The 21,640-nt window shown below is 59.7% G+C and carries 15 protein-coding genes and 1 tRNA gene; 9 read left to right on the forward strand and 7 right to left on the reverse strand.

The features are described from left to right. Positions 1–118 precede the first annotated feature (118 nt). Positions 119–1,039 (forward strand): methionyl-tRNA formyltransferase, encoded by a 921-nt coding sequence (gene fmt / locus FGQ67_RS06725; protein WP_138340819.1) that lies wholly within the window; start codon positions 119–121, stop codon positions 1,037–1,039. Then, a complete protein-coding gene (locus tag FGQ67_RS06730; protein WP_138340821.1) occupies positions 1,036–2,436 on the forward strand; it encodes an RsmB/NOP family class I SAM-dependent RNA methyltransferase in 1,401 nt (466 codons plus the stop codon). Before fmt ends, FGQ67_RS06730 begins: the two co-directional genes overlap by 4 nt. A 448-nt stretch (positions 2,437–2,884) precedes the next feature. Here the strand turns inward: FGQ67_RS06730 and FGQ67_RS06735 are convergent, their stop codons facing one another. The 7 genes from FGQ67_RS06735 to glgB all read right to left on the reverse strand — a co-directional run bounded on the left by FGQ67_RS06735 (position 2,885) and on the right by glgB (position 16,275). Beyond that, positions 2,885–3,121, reverse strand: coding sequence for an FmdB family zinc ribbon protein (locus FGQ67_RS06735; protein ID WP_138340823.1), 237 nt, complete (start codon positions 3,119–3,121; stop codon positions 2,885–2,887). Positions 3,122–3,209: 88 nt separating this feature from the next. Further along, entirely contained in the window at positions 3,210–6,506 is a 3,297-nt protein-coding gene (locus FGQ67_RS06740; RefSeq protein ID WP_138340825.1) for a 4-alpha-glucanotransferase, read from the reverse strand. A gap of 219 nt (positions 6,507–6,725) precedes the next feature. After that, entirely contained in the window at positions 6,726–9,026 is a 2,301-nt protein-coding gene (gene glgA, locus FGQ67_RS06745) for a glycogen synthase GlgA (RefSeq protein WP_171025234.1), read from the reverse strand. A 90-nt stretch (positions 9,027–9,116) separates the two neighbouring features. Continuing rightward, positions 9,117–10,244 (reverse strand): glucose-1-phosphate adenylyltransferase subunit GlgD, encoded by a 1,128-nt coding sequence (glgD, locus tag FGQ67_RS06750; RefSeq protein ID WP_138340827.1) that lies wholly within the window; start codon positions 10,242–10,244, stop codon positions 9,117–9,119. 4 nt (positions 10,245–10,248) lie between these two features. Then, positions 10,249–11,397, reverse strand: coding sequence for a glucose-1-phosphate adenylyltransferase (locus FGQ67_RS06755; protein WP_006233920.1), 1,149 nt, complete (start codon positions 11,395–11,397; stop codon positions 10,249–10,251). Between the two features lie 107 nt (positions 11,398–11,504). Beyond that, positions 11,505–13,931: a glycogen/starch/alpha-glucan phosphorylase gene (locus FGQ67_RS06760; RefSeq protein ID WP_138340829.1), complete on the reverse strand. Its 2,427-nt coding sequence runs from the start codon at positions 13,929–13,931 to the stop codon at positions 11,505–11,507. Between the two features lie 94 nt (positions 13,932–14,025). After that, positions 14,026–16,275, reverse strand: coding sequence for a 1,4-alpha-glucan branching protein GlgB (gene glgB / locus FGQ67_RS06765; protein ID WP_138340848.1), 2,250 nt, complete (start codon positions 16,273–16,275; stop codon positions 14,026–14,028). Between the two features lie 331 nt (positions 16,276–16,606). Here glgB and FGQ67_RS06770 point away from each other — a divergent pair, with 331 nt between their 5' ends. The 7 genes from FGQ67_RS06770 to FGQ67_RS06800 all read left to right on the forward strand — a co-directional run. After that, positions 16,607–17,296: an HAD family hydrolase gene (locus FGQ67_RS06770; RefSeq protein WP_138340831.1), complete on the forward strand. Its 690-nt coding sequence runs from the start codon at positions 16,607–16,609 to the stop codon at positions 17,294–17,296. Positions 17,297–17,305: 9 nt separating this feature from the next. Further along, positions 17,306–17,947, forward strand: a complete 642-nt coding sequence (locus tag FGQ67_RS06775) for a thiamine diphosphokinase (RefSeq protein ID WP_249934412.1) — start codon at positions 17,306–17,308, stop codon at positions 17,945–17,947. A 154-nt stretch (positions 17,948–18,101) separates the two neighbouring features. After that, positions 18,102–18,177, forward strand: a tRNA-Ala gene (locus FGQ67_RS06780). Positions 18,178–18,948: 771 nt separating this feature from the next. Continuing rightward, complete coding sequence (gene loaP, locus FGQ67_RS06785) at positions 18,949–19,500, forward strand: antiterminator LoaP (protein ID WP_249934413.1); 552 nt, start codon at positions 18,949–18,951, stop codon at positions 19,498–19,500. 66 nt (positions 19,501–19,566) lie between these two features. Continuing rightward, positions 19,567–20,316 carry a sugar transferase gene (locus FGQ67_RS06790; protein WP_249934414.1) on the forward strand — a complete coding sequence of 250 codons (750 nt, stop codon included), beginning with the start codon at positions 19,567–19,569 and terminating at the stop codon, positions 20,314–20,316. Further along, positions 20,316–21,482 (forward strand): beta 1-4 rhamnosyltransferase Cps2T, encoded by a 1,167-nt coding sequence (cps2T, locus tag FGQ67_RS06795; protein ID WP_138340838.1) that lies wholly within the window; start codon positions 20,316–20,318, stop codon positions 21,480–21,482. The genes FGQ67_RS06790 and cps2T overlap by 1 nt, the downstream gene beginning before the upstream one ends. A 3-nt stretch (positions 21,483–21,485) precedes the next feature. Beyond that, positions 21,486–21,640: sugar phosphate nucleotidyltransferase (locus FGQ67_RS06800; protein ID WP_171025177.1), on the forward strand; the 155-nt coding region annotated here is incomplete at its 3' end.

Genomic DNA, 21,640 nt, shown 5'->3' on the forward strand with positions numbered 1-21,640 from the left:
TTCTTTGTTTTTGGGTATATTTGTTTCTGTTGAACTGTTCTTGCGGCTGGGTTCGTTTGCGACCTGGAACGCTTTTTTGTAGCCGTCTCGGCTCGTCATTGAGAGGAGACTAACTTTTATGCGTATTGTGTTTATGGGTACGCCCGATTTTGCAGTGCCTTCGCTTACTTCGCTTGTTGAGGCTGGGAACGAGATTGCGCTTGTTGTTACTCGTCCCGATGCTGTTCGTGGGCGTGGTAAAAAGTTGGAGCCGTCTCCTGTTAAGGCCAAGGCGCTTGAGCTGGGGTTGCCGGTCGTTGAGGCCAATCGTATGACGCCTGAGGTTGTTGAGGCGCTCCAGGCTGCGCGGGCTGATATTTTCTGTGTGGCCGCGTACGGTTGCATTTTGCCTGATGAGGTGCTGCATATGGCACCACTTGGTATTGTGAATGTTCATGCTTCGCTGCTGCCTCGTTGGCGTGGCGCTGCTCCCATTCAGCGTGCCATTCTTGCTGGTGATGAGGTTGCTGGCGTTTCCATTATGCGCATTGGGCATGGCGTGGATACGGGCGCATATTGCGCCCAGGCGTCTACGTCGGTTGCCGGTAAGCATGCCGAGGCGCTTACGATGGAGCTTGGTGAGCTTGGCGGTAAGTTGCTTGCCGATACGCTTCCCTCGCTTGCCGATGGCTCGGCTGTTTGGACCGAGCAGGATGAGTCCCTCGTCTCGCATGCTGCCAAGATTTCCAAGCAGGAGATGCGTCTGGATCCGAAGATGGCGGCGCTTGATTGCGTGCGTCATGTGCTTGCTTCGTCCGATACCGCGCCTGCCCGTTGCGTGATTGCCGGTAAGTCGGTTCGCGTGCTCGATGCTGCGCCGGCTGATGTGTCGCTTTGCGAGGGCGCTGTTGCCGTCAAGAGCAAGCGTGTTTACCTGGGCCTTTCCGATGGCGCGGTTGAACTGCTCGAGGTTAAGCCCGATGGCAAGCGTGCCATGGCTGCTTCTGCCTGGGCTGCCGGCCTGCAGGGTGCCGAACTTAGGTGGGGTGTACTGTCATGAGCAAGTTGTCTCCCGCGCGCAAGCTTGCGCTCGATGTGTTGATGGAGGCTGATCGCCGCGGTATGTACGCACGCGACGTGTTGTCTTCACGTGCTTCCGCCAAGGCCATTGACCAGCGCGATTCCGCTTTTGCCGCTCGTTTGGCGCTCGGTGTTGCCGCCACGCAGGGCATTTTGGATGAGTTGCTCGATCAGTTTTTGGATAAGCCAAAAAAGGTTGCGCCGCGCGTTCGCATGGCGCTTCGCATCTCGGCCTTCGAGATGCTCTACCTGCATACGCCGGGCCGCGTTGCCGTAAGTCAGGGTGTTGAGCTGGTGCGCAGCGGTGCTAAGTCTGCCGCGGGCCTGGCTAACGCGGTGCTGCACAAGGTTGCGGACAACGTTGAGGACTTTGCCACGGCATCCGACGTGGATGAGTCCGAGCGCCGTTTGGTTCGCCTTTCGCGTTTGATGGGTCTCCCTCGCTGGCTGTGCGCTCGTATCATGGCCTCGTTCGATACGCCTGAGGGTGCGCTCAACTTTGCCGGCAATCTGGCTCCTGCGCCGCTTGCTCTGCACGAGAATGCGTTTGCGACCAAGGCCGACCCGTATATCTCGCAGCTCGTTGCGCCTGTCTTTCCGGGCTGCCATGCTCCGGTCGATGCTCAGGTTACGGTTGCGTCCGGCGTGTTTGAGCGTGCTGCCGCGGTTGCCTCGGACCTTAACGCCCAGCTTATCGCTACTGCCGCGACACGTCCCGGTCGTTGCCTGGAGATTGGCGCCGGCCGCGGCACCAAAACCTATGTGATGATGTGCCAGGCCAAGCGTGCCGGGTACGAGCGTCAGCATACCGCGCTCGATCTGCACGATCGCAAGTGTGATCAGAATCTCGCGCGCCTGCATAAGGCGGGTATCTCGGGTGTTCGTACGGTGTCGGGCGACGCCTGCGAGCTCAATGAGGTGCTTACGTCGTTTGATGCGATGCTTGGCGAGCCCGCTCTGTTCGACACGGTGTTTATCGATGCGCCGTGCTCTGGCACCGGCACCATGCGCCGTCACCCCGAGATACCGTGGCGTCTGACTGAGAACGACGTTACGACTGAGCTGCCCCGCCTGCAGCTGACGATGCTCAAGGAGGCAGCCGCGCGCGTGGCTGCCGGCGGCGAGCTTATCTATGCCACCTGCTCGGTTTTTGATGAAGAGAACACGCAGGTCGTGGATGCTTTCCTGGCCTCTCCCGAGGGCGCCGGCTTTACCGTGGTGCCGCTCTCCGAAGCTCAGATTCTGCAGCTTCCCGAGTACGACCACGCCAAGAGCCTCGTCACCCTGCGCCAAAACGCTCGAGGCCTCTTCCAAAGCGTCCCCGTAAACGCCGACTCCTACGACGGCCACTTCTGCGCCCGCCTGATCCACAAGTAACTACTAAGTTGCGGTGAAATAGGGATTGAATAGCGGCATCTACCCGCCAAATAGTCCTTATTTCACCGCAACTCAGAAGGTCGTGCGAGTGGAGATCGCAATAGCGGTAAAGAATGGAAGGATAGCCCTGTCTCAAACTTGCTGTTATCAAAAGTAGGGCGGATTACGGGGCTAGATTGGTGATGCCCGACCACATCAAAAATGGTCTAAATAAAACCGCAGGTAGATGGCTTGTTGAAATTTGCAAATTACCGGAATGGATAGAGGTTGTCAATTCAGCCCCGTAATCCGGCAGAGTTTTGAAATGTTACAAACTCAGCATCACCCTGAAATCCGATCTAAAGAAACGTTGCGGTGAAATAGTTCCTGTTTGGCCGTTGGTTGGGCTGATTCAGGAACTATTTCACCGCAACTCATCAGGAAACCTGGGTGGCGGGACCGTTTGTCACTAGTGGTTATGCGGGCAGTTGGCGCAGCAGCCGCTGGTGGCGGTGGTGCTGGAACCACCGCTGCGCTGGTCGGTGTTGTAGAAACCGCTGCCCTCAAACTTGATGCCGCTGGCCGAGAACGTCTTGGATGCCGGAGCGCCGCAGCTCGGGCACACGACCTCGGGGGTCTCGGACATGGGATGCTCAACCTCAAACACGTTGCCGCAGCTCGAGCACTTGTAATCGTAGCGCGCCATAATACTTCCTTTTCAGCACAAAGCGGGCAGATCGCTCTGCCCGCATAAATTCAAACAGCTGTAACTGTACCCTATATCGGGGGTTTTATCACGCTTCGCCCCAGAATCTATGGGTGTTGCGCAGGAGCTGTGCAGTTTTGCCCTCGGCGGCCGCAACGTCGGCCTCATCGGCCTGCCAGGTCCAGTTGCCCGTTGCCACGCCCGGCACGTTCATGCGTGCATCGTCGCCTAGCCCCAGGATGTCCTGCAGCGGCATCATCACAAGCGGAGCATTGCTTGCGAGCGCGTCTCCCATCAGCTTGGCCGCTACCTCAACACCGCTCGGCTCGTCGCCGCCCGCAAAGGAGCGCGTGCACCAACCGGCGAGCGTCGACGTGTCGTGCGTCGAGGTGTACAGAATCTTGCCAGGCGTGGGATACACGCCGTTTCGGACGTCGTAATCGCTAAACTCCAGCACGTCCATACCGGGGAAGCCGCAGGTCGAAGCCATGGCGCGAACGCCGGGCGTCAGGTAGCCCAGGTCCTCGGCGATAAAGTTGAGCGGCCCCAGCTCGTCATAGGCAGTCTGGAACAGATCCTTGCCCGGACCTGCCAGCCAGCGGCCGTCGGCACAGGCCTTGCCTGCGGGAATGCTAAAGTAGCTGTGGAATCCCAGGAAGTGGTCCAGGCGCACGCGGTCGTAGAGCGAGAACGCGCGACGCAGACGGTCCATCCACCAGCGGTAGCCGTTCTCCTTCATGTGATCCCAGCGGAAGGTGGGGTTGCCCCACACCTGACCCTCGGGCGCAAAATTATCGGGCGGCGCGCCGGAAACCTCAATCGCCTTGCCGGTATCGGACAGCCAGAAGTTCTCGGGCTCGCTCCACGCATCGGCCGAATCGTCCGAAACATACATAGGAATGTCGCCGATAACCTCGATGCCCTTCTTGTGCGCGTAGTTCATGAGCTCGCACCAAGCCAGGTCAAAGCGGTACTGCATGTACGCCTGCAGCTCTGCCTCGTCGTGGAAACGCTTGTCGTCAATCAGATGCTCGTTGTAGCGCGCGACATCGGCCGGCCAATCGTGACGTGATTCGCCTTCAAAGTACTTCTTGACGGCCATGTAGACGCAGTACTTCTCGAGCCAGTCGGCGTTGCGATGCTTAAACGCCGTGTACAGCGGGTCTGCATCCTCGCCGCCACGGGCCTTCCAAGTCTCAAAGTCGGCCGCCAGCTCCTTTTGGCTTTCGGGCAGCAGGTCAATATTGCCCGCAAAGGCCGAAGGCCCAGCGTAAGGGGAGCGGAAGAAATCCGTCGGGTTGACGGGCAGAACCTGCCAGTAGCGCATGCCCATGGCGGCCAGATGGTCGATAAAGCGACGCGTTGGCGCGCCAATCGTACCGGGCTTGCCGTCGTCGGTGGGCACCGAGGTGATATGGCACACGACGCCCGCGCCGTGATCGAGCGGCTCCTGCAGGCGCTGCTCGGCATGGTGATAGATGATCGACGAGCCCAGCGGATACAGATCGAGCGTGACCGTACCGTTGTGGATCTCGCACTCGTGACCGCTGATCACGTCACTCGCACATTCGTCGAGCGCCGGAATCGTCACGCGGTGCGAATTGCGCAGGCTGCGGTTGATGATAATCGTCGCGGACTCGCCATCCTTGCCCGTGCGGTTGTAGGCCAGCACCTCGTCGTTGAGCGCAAAGGCCTTGATCTCGCCGTCGATCATAAATGGCAATGCACGGCGTACGGCGGAGGCGTTCTTGACAATAGCCAGCGTGTCGAAGTCGTGCAGTTGGTCCTTGGTCGGCAGTGTGCGGCGGTTGCCCGGATCGGTCAGGCCCTCCAGGCCGTATTCGTCGCCGTAGTAGATCGAAGGCACGCCTGGGAAGGTCATCTGCATGAGCGTGGCGAGCCAAAAACGGCTCTTGGCCAGGCCCATCGAGTTCTCGTCCAGGCGCCATTTGCTGCGCTCGCACTCGGGCAGCTGCGACTCGTCGGGGCCGCCGCCGAGCACCGAGATGATGCGCGGACGGTCGTGGCTCGAAAGCAGATTGAGCGCGCAGGACAATGCCTCGCTCGGGTAGTTTTCGCGCAGGGTCTCGATATCCTCGGCGGCCTCGTAGGCGTTCTTGTAGCCCATCAAAAAGCCGATGACCATGTCGCGGAAGGGGTAATCCATGGCAGAGTCCAGCTCGGAGCCCTGCAGGTAGCGGCGCAAATGGCCGTAGCTAATCTTGTTGGAGGCGTCTTCCCAGACTTCGCCGAGCAACAGTGCGTCGGGCTTCTCGGCGAGTACGGCCTTTTTGATCTCGGCCAGGAAGTCGTCGGAAAGCTCGTCGGCGACGTCCAGGCGCCAACCATGGGCACCGGCGCGCAGCCATTTGCGGATCACGCCGTCCTTGCCCAGGAGCCGCTCGCGCACCAGCTCGGACTTCTCGTTGATGGCTGGCATGTTGCCCACGCCCCACCAGCAGTCGTACGAGCCGTCCTCGTGGAAGGTAAACGCATCGCGCCACGGCGAATCCTCGCTCTGCCAGGCACCCACGCCGGGGTAGTTGCCGTAGCGGTTGAAATAGATCGAGTCGTCGCCCGTGTGGTTGAAGACGCCATCCAGGATGATGGAGATGCCCAGCTTCTCGGCTGCCTGGCACAGCTCGGTAAAGTCCTGCTCGGTGCCCAGGATCGGGTCGATCTTGGTGTAGTCGGCCGTGTCGTAGCGGTGGTTGCTCGCGGCTTCAAAGATGGGGTTGAGGTAGATGGCCGTAAAGCCCAGCTCGGCGATGCGGGGCAGGTCTTCCTGGATGCCCTTGAGCGAGCCGCCGTAAAAGTCCCATGTCTTGATGGAGCCGTCCTCGGCGCGCTCGTACACGGGCGGCTCGTTCCAGTCCTCGACCATCCGGCGCTGAATGCCCTTGCGCGGTTTTTCGAGTTGGGCCATTGTGCGCTCGCGCCAATGCTCGTCACGGGCGTAGCGGTCGGGGAAGATCTGGTAGACCATGCCACGCTCGTACCAGGTGGGGCGGTTCTCACGGTGCTTATAGACGGTAATCTGGAAGGACGGCACCTCGGCGTAGTCGTAGGTTACGCCTTCGCCGCCGGTGCGGCCCTGCGGTGCGCCCAGGCGAACCTCGGGCTGGCCCTCGATATTGCAGATAAAGCTGTACCACACAAGACACGGTTCAGTGCATTTGAGCTCGCCGGTAAAAATGCCATCGCCTTCGTGTTCCATCGGAATCAGGGTCTCGCCGACTTCATCGACCCAGGTACGTAGGGTGAGTGTTGCCTGGTTGGGATCGGCGTCCTCCAAAATCACCGAGAGTGCAACGGTAGTTCCTGTGGTCACAGCGCCAAACGGAGTGCGAAACTGCGGTAGGCGGCTGTTGTGTATCAATCTCATAGTACGGTCCAGTTCAATAGAATCACGGCCTGCGGGCCATGGGCTTTACGCACAAAATATAAGTATATCTGTTGTACACAGGGTGTATAAACAACATCCGTTTACCATCGGCGAACGGTTGTCCTAGAAAATCGTTTTACCAACTATCTACAGAGAAGGGGCGCCCGGTTGGAGCGCCCCTTGTTTAGGGTTTTGATTAGGTTTTAGATCGTCTGCGGGCTAGCGGCGCTTGCGGGTGGCCGTTGCCTTGCGGACGGAGGTCTTCTTGGTCGGGGCCTTTTCCTCGGCCGGAGCGGCAGGGGAGACCGGGGCCTCCTTGGCGGGTTCGGGCTTGGCCTCTGCCTTAGGGGCGGCCTTGACCTCAGCGGCCTTCGGCGTCGGCTTGGCCTTTACCTCGGCCTTGGGCTCCTCTTTGGCAGCAGCGGGCTTAGTCTCTGCCTTGGGAGTTGCGGCCTTTGCCGTGGTCTTCTTGGCTGCCGTTGTGCGCTTTCGCGTGGTGGTCTTAGCGGCGGGCTTGGCCTCGACGGTTGCCTCCGCCTTGGACTCGGCAGGCGTCTCCTCGACCTTGGCGGCCGCCTTGGGGGCAGCCTTCTTTGCAGTGGCCTTGGCTGCCGTTGCCCTTTTGGTGGTCGTGCTCTTGGTCGCGGTCGTCTTCTTGGCTGCAGTCTTTGCCGGAGCCTTAGCCGCCGGCTTGGCCTCGACGGCGGCTTCAGCCTTTACCTCGGGAGTAGCCTCGACCTCGGTGGCCTTCTTGGCTGCGGCGGTCGTGCGCTTACGCGTGGTCGTTGCCTTGACAGCAGTCGTCTTTGCTGCGGCGGTTTTGGTGGCAGCGGCCTTCGTGGTCGTAGCCTTCTTGGCCGTTGTCTTGCGCGTCGTAGTCTTCTTGGCGGCAGGCTTCGCAGCCGGCTTAGCCTCAGCCTCGGGAGCTGCCTCAACCGGCTTCTCCTCAGCCTTGGGCTCCTCAACAGCAGCGGGCGCCTCAACAACCGGCTCGGCCTTGGGCTCGGGCTCAGCCACAACCACAGGCTCGTCGACAACCGCCGCCGGCCTCTCAATCTCCGGATGCATAAAGAAGTACAGGTCCAGATACTTGTCGGCCGAGCGCGTCCAGCTAAAGTCCTGGCTCATGGCCTGCGTGACCAGCTGGTTCCAGGCCTCGCGGTTATCCCAGAACAGACGCGCCGCGCGGAACACGGCGTCGCCCATCTCGTCGCCGTTAAAGTTGCTAAACGAAAATCCCGTGCCCTCGCCGGTAAACTCGTTATACGGGATTACAGTGTCCTTCAGACCGCCGGTCTCGCGCACGATGGGCAGGGTGCCGTAGCGCATGGCGATGATCTGCGACAGACCGCAGGGCTCAAACTTCGAAGGCATCAGGAACATATCGGCGGCGGCGTACATGCGCTGCGACAGCGCCGGATCGAACTCGATGCGCGCGGCCATGGTGCCGGGGTACTTGTCCTGGAAGTAGCGCAGGCCGTCCTCGTAGTCGCGGTCGCCGGTGCCCAGCACCGCCACCTGAACGCCGCCGGACAGGATGCGGTCGAGCGCGTACATGACCAGGTCCATGCCCTTCTGGCGCGTCAGACGCGTGACCATGACCATAAGCGGACGGTCGTCGCGAACCTCGAGCCCCAGCTCTTCCTGCAGCTTGGCCTTGCACACGGCCTTGCCGGAGCGGTCCTCCACGGTGTAGTTGGCGGCAATGCGCTTGTCGGTTGCTGGGTCAAAGCCCGCAACGTCGATGCCATTCAAAATGCCCTGCAGCGCGTACGAACGCTCGCGCAGAACGCCGTCCAGGCCCTCGCCAAATTCGGGCGTCTGGATCTCGTTGGCATAGGTGGGGCTTACCGTGGTGATGGCATCGGCATAGCGCAGGGCGCCCAGCATGTAGTTGATGCTGCAGGCGTCGCAACGCAGCTGCGAGGCGGCCGCCGGAATATGCGCCACACCCAGGATGTCCTCCATCACGGTGTCGCTAAACTGGCCCTGGAACGCCACGTTGTGGATCGAGAACACGGTCTTGACTCGGTCGTACAGCGGCAGGCCCTGGTAGAACTCGCGCAAAAACACGGGCGCCAGCGCCGTCTGCCAATCGTTGCAGTGCAGGATGTCGCACTCAAAGCCGGCCGGCAGGTGCTGCAGGCTCTCGGTGATGGCCTTAGAGAAGAACGCAAAACGCTCGCCGTCGTCAAAGAAGCCGTACGGATAGTCGCGCGCAAAGTAGCGCTCGTTGTCGATGAACATATAGGTGACGCCGTCGTGCTCGAGCTTCTCGAGTCCGCAGTACTCATTGCGCCAACCCAGGCTCACGTAAAAGTCGGAGAAGTGCTCCATCTGCGCCTTGTACTCGTCCTTGATGGTGGCGTACTTGGGCACCATCACGATAACTTCGGCGCCGGCGCGCACAAGCGCCGCAGGCAGCGAGCCCGCCACGTCGCCCAGGCCACCGGTCTTCACAAACGGCGCGCACTCGGCCGAGGCAAACACGATCTGCATCTTTTTGCTGGAATCAGCCATATTGTCTCCCATGTTGCAATTCGAGAATAGCCGCCTGGCGCTAACCGGGCGGCTATTCTACATGTTACGAGCGATGTTGCGGTGCCAACGTTAACGTACGATGGTGGTGTCGGAAGTTAACGGAGCCTTGCCCAGCACCAGGATGTTCTCGGGCGTGCCGCGAAGCTCGGTGTTGGTGGGAACCACGTTGTTCTTGTCCAGGATGGCGTTCTCGACGCGGGCGCCGCTCTTGATGACGCAGCTCTGGTTGATGATCGAGTTGGTCACCGAGGCGCCTTCCTCAACCACAACGCCGCGCGACAGGATCGAGTTGCGCACCGTGCCCTTGATGATGCAGCCGGCCGAGATGATCGAGTTGCAGGCGTGGCTGCCAGTCGCGTAGCGCGAAGGCGGCACGTCGTGGGCCTTGGTCAGGATCGGGCGCTCGGGATCGAAGAGCTGGTCGGCCACGGTCTGGTCGAGCAGGTCCATGCTGCGGCGATACAGCGACTTCTCGCTAAACACGCCCACGACCTCGCCCTTGTACTCGTAGCTGCACACGTCGATGTTGCCAAAGTCGCCCTGGAGTGCCTCGAGCATGTCCAGGTAGTCGGCGGCCTGGTAGTGATCGATGATCTCGAGCAGCGTCTCGCGGTTGATGATGCAGCAGTCCATGGAGGCGTTGTCGCCGTACACGACGCCGGCGCTTACGCCCGTCAGGCGGCCGTTCTCGTTAATCTCGAGCTTGGTCTCGTCGTCGACGTTGCGGGTGGCCTTGCAATACACCACGGTCATCTGGGCGCCGGAGTTCTCGTGCGCCTCGATGATGGTGTTGAGGTCCATGTTAAAGATGATGTTGGTGCCCATCATCACAACATAGGGCTTGTCCGAGCGCTGGAACAGCGTCTTGTTGGAGATGATGTCGCGCAGCAGGAAGCGCATGCCGCCCTTGGTGGTGCCATAGGCGTTGCCGGGCACCATGAACAGGCCGCCCTTCTTGCGGTCCAGACCCCAGTCCTTGCCCGAGCCCACGTGGTCGATCAGCGAACGGTAGTTACCCGGCATGACGACGCCGACGGTCTTAATGCCGGCATTCATCATGTTGGACAGCGGAAAGTCGATCAGGCGGTAGCGGCCCAAAAACGGGACGGACGCGATGGGGCGGTCCTTAAGCAGCACGCTGCCGTAGGTCGAAGAGTAGTTAGCGGTGATGTAACCGATGGCCTTGCGATTGATCATCGGATCATTCCCCCTTCCCGATAACGACGTCATTTCCAACGACGGCCGTATCCTTGGTGGTATCGACAGAGCCGAGCTTCACGCCCTCTTCGACCGTGGAGTTCTCGCCCAAAATAGCGCGGCAGATGTGCGCGCCGCTCTTAACGTGCGCACCCGGCAGCAGCACGGAGTCCTCGACCACGGCGCGCTCCTCGATGATGACATCGGTCGAAAGAATCGAGTGGCGAGCGGTGCCGTAGATCTTGCAGCCGTTGGAGACCAGGCAGTCGTCCAGGCGGCCGTCCGGGCCAATGTAGTGCGGCGGACGCGTGGTGATGTTGGACATGATGGGGAAGTGCTTGTCAAACAGATCGAACTCGGGGTTGTTGCCCAGCAGGTCCATCGAGGTCTCGTGGAAGCTGGCGATGGTGCCGACGTCCTTCCAAAAGCCGTGGAACTCGTAGCTGTACAGGCGCTTGCCCTCGCCGAGCAGCTTGGGGATGATGTCCTTGCCAAAGTCGTGGCTCGAGCGCTGGTCCAGAGCGTCCTCCTCGAGTGCCTCGATCAGCACGTCGGCCGAGAAGATGTAGATGCCCATGGACGCGAGGTTCGAATCGGGCTTATCGGGCTTCTCGGTGAACTTGGTGATGCGGCCGTCCTCGGGGTCGGTGGTCAGGATGCCAAAGCGGCTGGCCTCCTCCCACGGCACGGGCATAACGCTCACCGTGAGGTCGGCGTTGTTCTCAATGTGCGTCTTGAGCATCTTGCGGTAGTCCATGCGATACAGGTGATCGCCCGAAAGAATCAGGACGTACTTGGGGTCGTTGGCCTTGATGTAGTCGAGGTTCTGCGTAATGGCGTCGGCCGTGCCCGCATACCAGGCACCACCGGTCTGCGTCTCGTACGGCGGCAGGATCGACACGCCGCCGTCGCGGCTGTCCAGATCCCACGCCTCGCCGGAGCCCACGTAGGCATGCAGCAGGTAGGGGCGATACTGCGTCAGAACGCCCACCGTGTCGATGCCCGAGTTGGAGCAGTTGGAGAGCGAAAAGTCGATAATGCGGAACTTGCCACCAAAGCTAACCGCCGGCTTAGCGATCTTTTGGGTGAGTGCCCCCAATCGGCTGCCCTGTCCTCCTGCGAGGAGCATCGCGATGCATTCTTTCTTACTCATCGATTTCTCCTTCTGTCATCGATGTTTCTAACCCATTAGCGGTGGGCACGGCGCCTGGTCGCGCCCACCGAATAATGCCGTGCTGGCATAAGGGAGCTCGCGCGCCTTTACGCGTGCCAGATCTCGTCGCGATACTCGCGAATGGTGCGGTCGCTCGAGAACCAGCCGCTCGAGGCGGTATTGAGCAGCGCCTTGCGGTTCCAGGTCTCCTGGTCGCCGTAGCTGCCGGTAAGCTTTTCCCATGCATCCACGTAGCTACGGAAGTCGGCCATGACCAGGTCGGGGTCGTTGTTGTTCATGAGCTCGTTATAGATGCTCTCGAAGTTGCCCGAAAGACCCGCAAAGGTGTTGTCCTTGAGCTCGTCCATCACACGGCCCAGACGCTCGCGGTCGCCGTTGAGGGTATCCCACGCAAAGTAACTGTTGGATGCCCAGAGCTGCTCGACCTCGGGGGCGGTCAGGCCAAAGATGGCCTCGTTCTCGCGGCCAGCCAGGTCGGCAATCTCAATGTTAGCGCCGTCGAGGGTGCCCAGCGTAATGGCGCCGTTCATCATGAGCTTCATGTTGGACGTGCCCGAGGCCTCCTTGCCGGCCGTGGAGATCTGCTCCGAGATCTCGGCGGCGGGGTAGATGAGCTGGGCGTTGCTCACACGGAAGTTGGGGATAAAGCAGACCTTCATGACCTCGTTCACGCGGGCATCGTTGTTGATGACCTCGGCCACCGAGTTGATCAGACGGATGGTCTCCTTAGCGAAGGTGTAGCTTGATGCCGCCTTGCCGCTAAAGATGAAGGTCGTCGGCGTCACGTGGAAATTGGGATCGGCGATGCGACGGTTGTAGATGTCCATCACCTTCATGATGTTCATGAGCTGGCGCTTGTAGGCGTGGAAGCGCTTAACCTGAACATCGAAGACGGTGTTGGGGTCAATGACCAGACCGGTCTCGGCCTTGACGTAGGCGGCCAGGCGCTCCTTGTTGGCGCGCTTGGAGGCACCCACGGCCTTGAGGAACTCGGTGTCGTTTTGGAACTCTTTGAGCTTTTCCAGCTCAAAGGCGTCCTTCAGCCAGCCATCGCCAATGGCCTCGGTCACGAGCTTGGCATAGGTGGGGTTGGCCTCGGCAAAGAAGCGACGGTGCGAGATACCGTTGGTCTTGTTGTTGAACTTCTCGGGCGTCAGGGCATAGAAGTCCTTGAGCACGATGTTCTTGATGATGTCGGAGTGGATCTTGGCTACGCCGTTGACGCTATGGCTGCAAATCACAGACAGGTTGGCCATGCGAATCTCGCCGTCCCACAGGATGGCGGTCTGGCGCAGACGCTCCTGCCAGCCCTCCTGCGTGGTGTCGAAAGACTCGTGCCAACGACGGCTGATCTCGTCGATGATCTGGTACACGCGGGGGAGGAGCTTGGAGAACGTGCCGATGGGCCACTTCTCCAGAGCCTCGGGCAGGATGGTGTGGTTGGTGTAGCTTACGACCTGCGTCACGATGTTCCAGGCGTCGTCCCACTCGAGCTTCTTCTCGTCGATGAGGATGCGCATGAGCTCGGGGCCGCACATGGCGGGGTGCGTGTCGTTGGTATGGATGGCCACAAACTGCGGCAGCAGCTCCCAGTTCGCGCCGTGCTCCTTCTCAAAGGTGTCGAGCAGGCTGTAGATGCCGGCCGAAACAAACAGGTACTCCTGCTTCAGGCGCAGCAGACGACCGTGCTCGCCGGCGTCGTTGGGGTAGAGGATGGCGCTGATGGCCTCGGCCTCGGCGCGCTCGGCATCGGCCAGGGCGTAGTCGCCGCGGTTGAAGGCCTCCAGATCGAAGTGCTCCTCGACCGGCTCGGCGGCCCAGACGCGCAGCTTGTTGACGGTCTCGCCGGCATAGCCCACGACGGGGATGTCATAAGGGACGGCCAGAATGTCCTGCGTGTCCACCGTGCGGTAGAACGTGCGGCCATTCTCCTCAAAGCCCTCAACGTGGCCACCAAACTTGATGGTCACGGCCTTATCCTGACGGCGGACCTCCCAGGGATAGCCGTGGGTGAGCCACTCGTCGGTGGCCTCGACCTGGCTGCCGTTGACGATCTCCTGCTTAAACAGGCCGTAGCGGTAGCGCATGCCGTTGCCGTAGCCGGCAATGCCCTCGGCTGCCATGGAATCTAGGAAGCACGCGGCCAGACGGCCCAGGCCACCGTTGCCCAGCGCCGGATCGGGCTCCTGGTTCTCGATGACGGACAGGTCAAAGCCCATGTCGTCGAGCGCCTCGGCGACCATGTCACGTACGCCAAAGTTGAGCAGGTAGTTGTCGAGCAGGCGGCCGATCAAAAACTCGATCGAGAAGTAGTACACGCGCTTCTTGCCCTCGGCGGTGGCGCGGGCGTCGCTCTTGGTGGCAACGGTGCGGGCCTTCTCGGCCACGAGCTTGGCCAGGGCGTTAAAGCGGTCCAGGTCGCTAGCGGCCTCGACACTCTTGCCGCTGATGCTCATGACGGCATCGCGATAGAGCTCGGTAAACTCCTGCTTGTTGTCGAAGATCTTATTCATACGTTCCTTTCCCCCGGGGATGTTTCTCCCGGAACGGTTATGACATGTATCCTACGCCCCCGCGGGGCGGGTAATTACAGTGGTAACGCCTTTGTTACGCTTTCTTGGCAGGAGCCTTAACAGCAGCTGCCTTGGCCTTGGGAGCAGCCTTTTTGGTGGCTGCCTTTTTGGCCGTGGTGGACTTGGCCGAAGCCTTGGCAGCCTTCACCTTAGCCGGAGCCTTCTTAGCAGCCGCGGCCTTGGGCTTCACCGAGGACGCACGCTTTCGCGTCGCCTTCTTGGGGGCCTCAACCACCGGCGGCTTATAGCTGCTGGAACCGCGGCGCTTAAGCACCACGCCTGCCAGGCCGGGCACCTTAATCTCAATGGAGTCCATCTGCCCGTTCCAGGGATAGGGCTCGCTCGAGCAGGTGTAGGGCTCCTCGCCGGCATAGCCACTGCCACCAAACTCGGGACGGTCGGAATCGAAGATGACCTCCCAGTCACCTTCGCGCGGCACGCCCACGCGGAAGCTCTCGTAGCTCGCCGGGTCAAAGTTGATTAGGATCACCAGGTCGTCATCGACGTCCTCGCCCTGACGCACAAAGCTCACGATGGACTGCTTGGAGTTGTCCGCGTCGATCCAGGTAAAGCCGTCGTCGGTGTAGCCACGTTCGTACAGGGCCGGCTCGGCGGTGTACAGGTGGTTGAGCGCCTTGATAAACGCCTGATGATGACGGTGAGTCTCGTACTCCTCGGTCAAGAACCACTGAATGGACTCGTAGTAGCGCCATTCAATAAACTGGCCGATCTCGTTGCCCATAAAGTTGAGCTTGGCACCGGGGTGCGTCATCTGGTAGAAGGCCAGCGTGCGCAGGCCGGCAAACTGGCGCCACCAGTCGCCCGGCATGCGACCGATGAGCGAGCACTTGCCGTGCACGACCTCGTCGTGGCTCAGCGGGCAGATGAAGTTCTCGGTAAAGGCGTACATGATGGAGAACGTGAGCAGGCCGTGGTTGCCGGGGCGCCACGGAAAATCGGTCTGCATGTAGTGCAGGGTGTCGTTCATCCAGCCCATGTCCCACTTGTAGTGGAAGCCCAGGCCGCCGTCCTGCGGCGGATAGGTCACGAGCGGCCACGCGGTGGATTCCTCGGCCATCATCATCACGTCAGGAAAGTGGGCTTCCACGGCGCAGTTGACCTGGCGGATAAACGCGCTGGCGTCCAGGTCCTCCTCGGTACCGTACTTGTTGAACTTCTTTTGCCCGGGATCGTCGATGCCAAAGTTGAGGTACAGCATGCTGGAAACGCCGTCCATGCGAATGCCGTCAACGTGGAAGTTCTCGAGCCAATACAGCACGTTGGAGACCAGGAAGGAGCGGACCTCGCCGCGGGCGAAGTCAAACTTGTGCGTGCCCCAGTTGGGGTGAATCTCGTGCTCAAACAGCATGTGGCCGTTAAAGGTGGCAAGACCGTGGGAGTCGGCGCAAAAACCGCCGGGCACCCAGTCCATGATCACGCCGATGCCCGCCTCGTGGCACGCATCGATAAAGTGCATGAGCTGCTGCGGGTCGCCATAGCGCGACGTGGCGGCATAGTAGCCGGTCGTCTGGTATCCCCAAGAGCCATCGAAGGGATGCTCCATAAGCGGCATGACCTCGATATGCGTGTAGCCCATGTCGCGCACGTAGTCCACGAGCTCCACCGACAAGTCGTCGTAGGTGTAGAACTCGCCGCGCTGCGCGGGGAAGGGATCCATGGGACCAGGGTAGTTGCCGTACTCGTCCGGCTCGCCCTGCGGCGCGTCGCCGTGGCGCTTCCACGAGCCAATATGCACCTCGTAGATGTTGAGCGGCTGCGACATATGGTTGTGGCCGGCGCGGCGCTTGAGCCACGCGGCATCGTTCCACTTGTAGCCATCCAGGGTCCACAGCACGCTCGCGGTACCCGGAGGGCACTCGGCCTTAAAGGCATAAGGATCGGCCTTGTAGAGCTTCTCGCCCTCGTTGGTCTCGATGAGATATTTATAGAGCTGGCCCTGCTCGGCACCAGGAATAAAGCCTTCCCAAATAGCGCTCGTATGCACGGGTACCAGCGGGTTGGCTTCCTCATCCCAGTCGTTAAATTCGCCAATGACATGGACACTCTTTACGTCGGGCGCCCAAACGCAAAAGCGCCAGCCGCGCGTGCGCTGCTGCGTGTCGGGATGCGCGCCCATCTTTTCCCAGCTGCGCTCCCACATTCCAATGCCAAACAGGTAGACATCGTCCTTGGAGAGCTCCGGTGCGTGCGGGGCGGCTTTACGGGTAGCGGGCTTTTTAGCCGTTGGCTTTAGCTTTGTATCGCTCACGTTTGATCCCATCATGACGCGGCAGCGTGTTGCCTTGGTGACTAGATGCGAAAGGTCCAAGGCTGCACGAATCGAAGGGACGGCGAAGTTTCTGTGATTCGTTCCACCTCGCGTGCTCGGTGGAACTTTCGGCAGAAACTACGATAACACCTGTGCGTTAGTTTTATGGACGAAAGCGGATTTGCGGGGGCGTTTAATCGGTAAGCGACATGTTTATACCACTGGCAGAATTGCCGTGGTAAAACTCTTGACAGTTTTACCAATTAGGGTTTCAAAATTGTTAGCCTGACGTTTGGTAAAACGTTTTTAGCAGGTTGTTTACCATTTGACATCGAAAGGTTCGTTTATGTCCCATACCGCCGCTCCCAAGGTTGCTTTTATTTTCGATTGCGACGGCACACTGGTTAATAGCACCCCCGTTTGGGCCTATGCCCAGCCCGAGTTATTGCACCGCCACGGTGTCGACGTGACGGTCGATGATTTTGCCCAGTTTGAGCACCTGTCGCTGGAGGACGAGTGCCAGGCCTACCACGACACGTGGGGCATTGGCACAGGTGGCGAGGAGCTGTATCGAGAACTGAGCGAGATTCTGATTGATGGATACTCCAAAGTGCCGCCGCGCGAGGGACTCTTGGCGTTTTTGGAGCAGGCGAAAGCGGCGGGAATCGCCATGTGCGTGGCCACGTCCACGCCGGCCGAGCTGGTGCAGTCCGCGCTCGCTGGTGCCGGGCTCGACGCCTACATGGAGTTTGTGACCACCACGGGCGAGGCAGGTCGCTCCAAACAGTTCCCCGATGTGTACGAGCTGGCGCTGCGCCGCCTGGAAGAGCGCCGCGGTTGCAAATTCGAGCGCGCATGGGTGTTTGAGGACGCGGTCTTTGGCCTTAAGAGTTCTGGCACCGCGGGCTTTAAGCGTGTGGGTATTTATGACCCGCACGGCCGCATGAAGCGCGACGACGTGCGCGACAACTGCGATATCTTTATCGACAGCTACGAGGAGCTGGATTTGGATCGCGTTCTTGAGTATGAGGGTTAGGCGAGGGCGTTGTCCGAGAAAGTATTAGTAGTATGCGGCTCGCCTATGGTGGCGAGCGCCGGGCTACTGCGTAAGTTGGCAGGGGAGTGTGACCGCGTCGTCGCCGTGGATCGCGGCTTGGATGCTCTGCTGGGTGCCGGCTTGAGCTGCGACGTATACGTAGGTGACGCCGATACGGTAAGCGACGCCGGCCGCGCCTTGGTTGATGCCGCTGAGGACTTTGAAGTAGAGCGCCATAACCCCTACAAGGACTACACCGATCTAGCACTAGCCCTAGACACTATCCGCCGCCGCTGGCCCGGTGCCGAGTTGTACGCAACTTGCGCCACTGGAGGCCGCCCCGACATGGCCCTGTCCGTGCTGGGCCTACTAGCAGGCTATACGGACGCCCCCGTCTGGATCGAAGAAGACGAAGTGACGGCCAGAATCCTCCACCAGAACGAAACCTGGACCATCGAAAACGCAACCGGCAAAACCTTCTCCATAATCGCAATCGCCCCAAACACGGAAGTCAGCGAACACGGCCTAGAATGGGAACTAGACCACGCCAAATTAGGTTTACTAGCCGACACAGGCATTTCCAATGTCGTTAGAAGAACGGCCACGATCGAAGTCCACACCGGCACCGCCATCGCTTACCTCTACAAGTAAGGGTTATCGCATCAGGGTTTTATCGGGACGGGGCAAAAATAATCGCTCGTAGAGTGATTATTTTTGCCCCGTCCCAGGAAAACCCGTAAGAAAAAGTTTCAACAAAAACCTCTTGCATCTCCGCAAACATTCCCCTATAATATCTCCTCGTCACGGGGGCGTAGCTCAGCTGGGAGAGCGCTTGACTGGCAGTCAAGAGGTCAGGGGTTCGATTCCCCTCGTCTCCACCATCGTGAATGCAAAGGCCTTCGGAATTTCGGAGGCCTTTTTTCATGCCAATACACCTCGCGCCATAAACCCAATCCACACCAACAAAAAGTTGCACAATTTATTTCCCATCTCTGTACATAGTTTGTTAGCCAAACGCGATTATCAGTGTAGATCGCCGTTCCATTTGGGCTTCAGGAACGCCTCTAATCTCCGTTGGCGTCCCAATAGCCTGCATTAACGTGAACAACATCCCAAAACAACCCCCTTAAGCACGTCAAGTGAACGATATGTTGTCCACCATAAGCCAAATCAGTTTCGCTACCAGCTTGTGCTAGGATACCTAACGTTACATGAGTTCAACTGTGCTCGCGGCTCCAACAAGTTGCAAAGCGCAGGGTCGATCAGCATCCGGCCGTAACGGCGGTGCCAGAAACACCACGAGCTCCAATAAAGAAGTCATGCGACGTTATTTATTTGTATTGAGTTAATTTCTTAGTGCAAATAATTGATAGATTGCATGCCAAAACGTAGCAGTCCTTCAGCTGTTTGCGTGCGGTCCAGTTTTGTACCCGCTTGACTGGGTCGCACGTAGCCAGCTGGAGTCGCGATCATTTTGCGATACACGTCCGCGTCTCCAGCAACTGCGCTTATACATACCGTTCACGGTGGGGCAGAGCCACGTGCTTGTCTAACTGGGCTCAGGGTTTGAATATGGAGCGCCTTCGCGCACAAGCGCCCTGGCGAAGCCATACACAAACCCCGTGAGCCACACGTAAGACAGCAAGGGGGTGGTGCTCGTGTGGTATGTGATCCAGGTCATTAACGGTCGCGAAGACGTAATGCGCGAGCGCATCGAGCGCGTGGTGCCGGCTGGTGCCATGCAGGAGCTCTTTTACCCCCAATTTCAAACCGAGATTAAAGTACACGGCGAATGGGTCAATACGACCAAGCCGCTCTTTCCCGGTTATCTTATCTGCGATACGGCAGACCCGCGCACCGTGCAACAGTATCTGCTGCGCATGGACGACTTTGCCCGGGTGCTTTCCCAGGACGGTCAGTTTGTGCCGCTGGCAAAAGAAGAGGTTCAGCTTATTGGCGGATTTACGCATAGGGGAGACCGCGTAGTACCCATGAGCGAGGCCCTAAAAGACGGCGACCAGGTCGTAGTGACGGCTGGTCCGCTGCTGGGACACGAAGGCCTTATCAAAACCATTAACAGACGCAAGAGCACTGCTTATTTGGAGCTCGACCTGTGCGGCCGACGCGTAACTACGCGCGTTGGCCTTGCCGTGCTTTCGAACGAGCAGCGCGTAATGCGAAATCTTAAAAAGGCGATCGCCTAGCTGCTGGCGATCGCTACACAGAACAGGGAGGATCCCCGACCCGGGGGCGAAGTCTTGGAAGAAAACGTGTCGGATAAAACTCAATTTGCAACGGATGCGCCCGTGGGGGCCGCACTAATTGCTCAGGCCATGGACCGACGTGAGGGTGCTGGCCGCTACAAGGCCATGCAATCCATCATGGACTGGGATCGCTCGCGCCTGGCCTACCGAGCCGTCAAGCGCACGTTCGACATCATGTTCAGCGGTGCTGTGCTCGTCGTAATCGCGATTCCCAGCTTGGTGCTGGCGGCGCTCATTCGCCTGGAGAGCGAGGGCAGTCCGTTCTATAGCCAGATCCGCTTGGGCCGCACCCGTCCCGACGGTAGTTTAACCACCTTTCGCATGTGGAAGTTCCGCAGCATGTACAGAGATGCCGACGAACGCCTCGCCGAGCTCAAGGAGCAGAACGAGATCTCAGGTGCCATGTTCAAGATGAAAAACGATCCGCGCGTCACCAAGATCGGTAAGTTCATCCGAAAGCACTCCATCGACGAGTTCCCGCAGTTCCTCAACGTGTTCCTAGGCCAGATGTCCGTCGTGGGCCCTCGCCCGCCGCTGCCCAACGAAGTTGCCGAGTACACGGAGTACGACCTGCAACGGCTCGCCGTGAAGCCGGGCATCACCGGACTCTGGCAGGTTACGGAGCGCAACTCCACCGGTTTCGACGGCATGGTCCGCCGAGACCTCGAGTACATAGCAAAACGCGGAATCGTTATGGACCTCAAAATCGTCCTCCTCACGGTTCTGGAGGTCTTCAACGGGAGCGATGCGTACTAATGCAACATGTTTTCATCATCGGATCCAAGGGGATTCCGGCAAACTACGGCGGCTACGAGACGTTCGTGGAGAAGCTGACCGAGAATCAGGTATCGCACGACATCAAGTACCACGTGGCATGCGCCGTGGACTCCGCCGAGCAAGTCGGTGAGTTCGAGCACAACGGGGCGCACTGCTTCAACGTGCTGCGCAGGCCCGTCGGCGCCGCGAGGGCTATCTTCTACGACATCGACGCCCTCAAGTGGTGCATCGCCTACATCAAGGAGAATCGAGTCCAGCGCCCCATCGTCTACGTACTGGCCTGTCGCATCGGGCCGTTATTCGGCAGGTACGTGAACAGGATCCACGCCCTTGGCGGCAAGGTCCTCGTGAACCCCGACGGGCACGAGTGGAAGCGCGCCAAGTGGAGCGCGCCCGTCCGCAGGTACTGGAAAGTCTCGGAGCGCGGGATGGTCAAGCACGCCGACCTGATGGTGTGCGACTCCAAGAACATCGAGAAGTACATTCGAGCGGAGTATGCCGACCTGCACCCCGAGACGACCTTCATCGCCTACGGGGCCGACATCGGGCACTCAGCGCTCGCGGACGACGACCCCAAGTTCACTGGATGGCTCTCCGAGAAGGGCCTCGAGCCCTTCGGCTACTACCTGGTCGTGGGACGCTTCGTGCCTGAGAACAACTACGAGACCATGATCCGGGAGTTCATGGCTTCCGACTCCAAGCGGGATTTCGCGCTCGTGACGGGAGTGGACGACTCCTTCCTCACGGAGCTCGAGCGGAAGACGCACTTTAAGTCCGACCCACGCATCAAGTTCGTCGGGACCGTCTACGACCAGGAGCTCCTGAAGAAGATCCGTGAGCAGGCTTACGGCTACTTCCACGGCCATGAGGTCGGGGGTACCAATCCGAGCCTCCTGGAGGCACTGGCGTCCACGCGCCTCAACCTCCTTCTCGACGTCGGTTTCAACCGCGAGGTCGCTGAGGACTCGGCCCTGTATTGGAGCAAGGAATCCGGAGACTTGGCTGAACTTATCAATATCGCCGACGTGATGGATTGGAAGTCGATCGAGGAGCTCGATACGGCATCGACCTCCGTTATCCGCGACCGGTATTCGTGGCGGTCCATCACTGACAGCTACGAAGACCTTTTCCTCGGAAGGAGATAACCAGTGAAAGGCATCATCCTCGCCGGCGGTTCCGGCACGCGCCTGTACCCGCTCACGCTCGTGACCTCCAAGCAGCTGCTGCCGGTCTACGACAAGCCCATGATCTACTACCCGCTGTCCACCCTCATGCTTGCGGGCATCCGGGACATCCTGGTCAT

The sequence above is a fragment of the Collinsella aerofaciens genome (assembly GCF_005845035.1).
Classification (GTDB): Bacteria; Actinomycetota; Coriobacteriia; order Coriobacteriales; family Coriobacteriaceae; genus Collinsella; species Collinsella aerofaciens_I.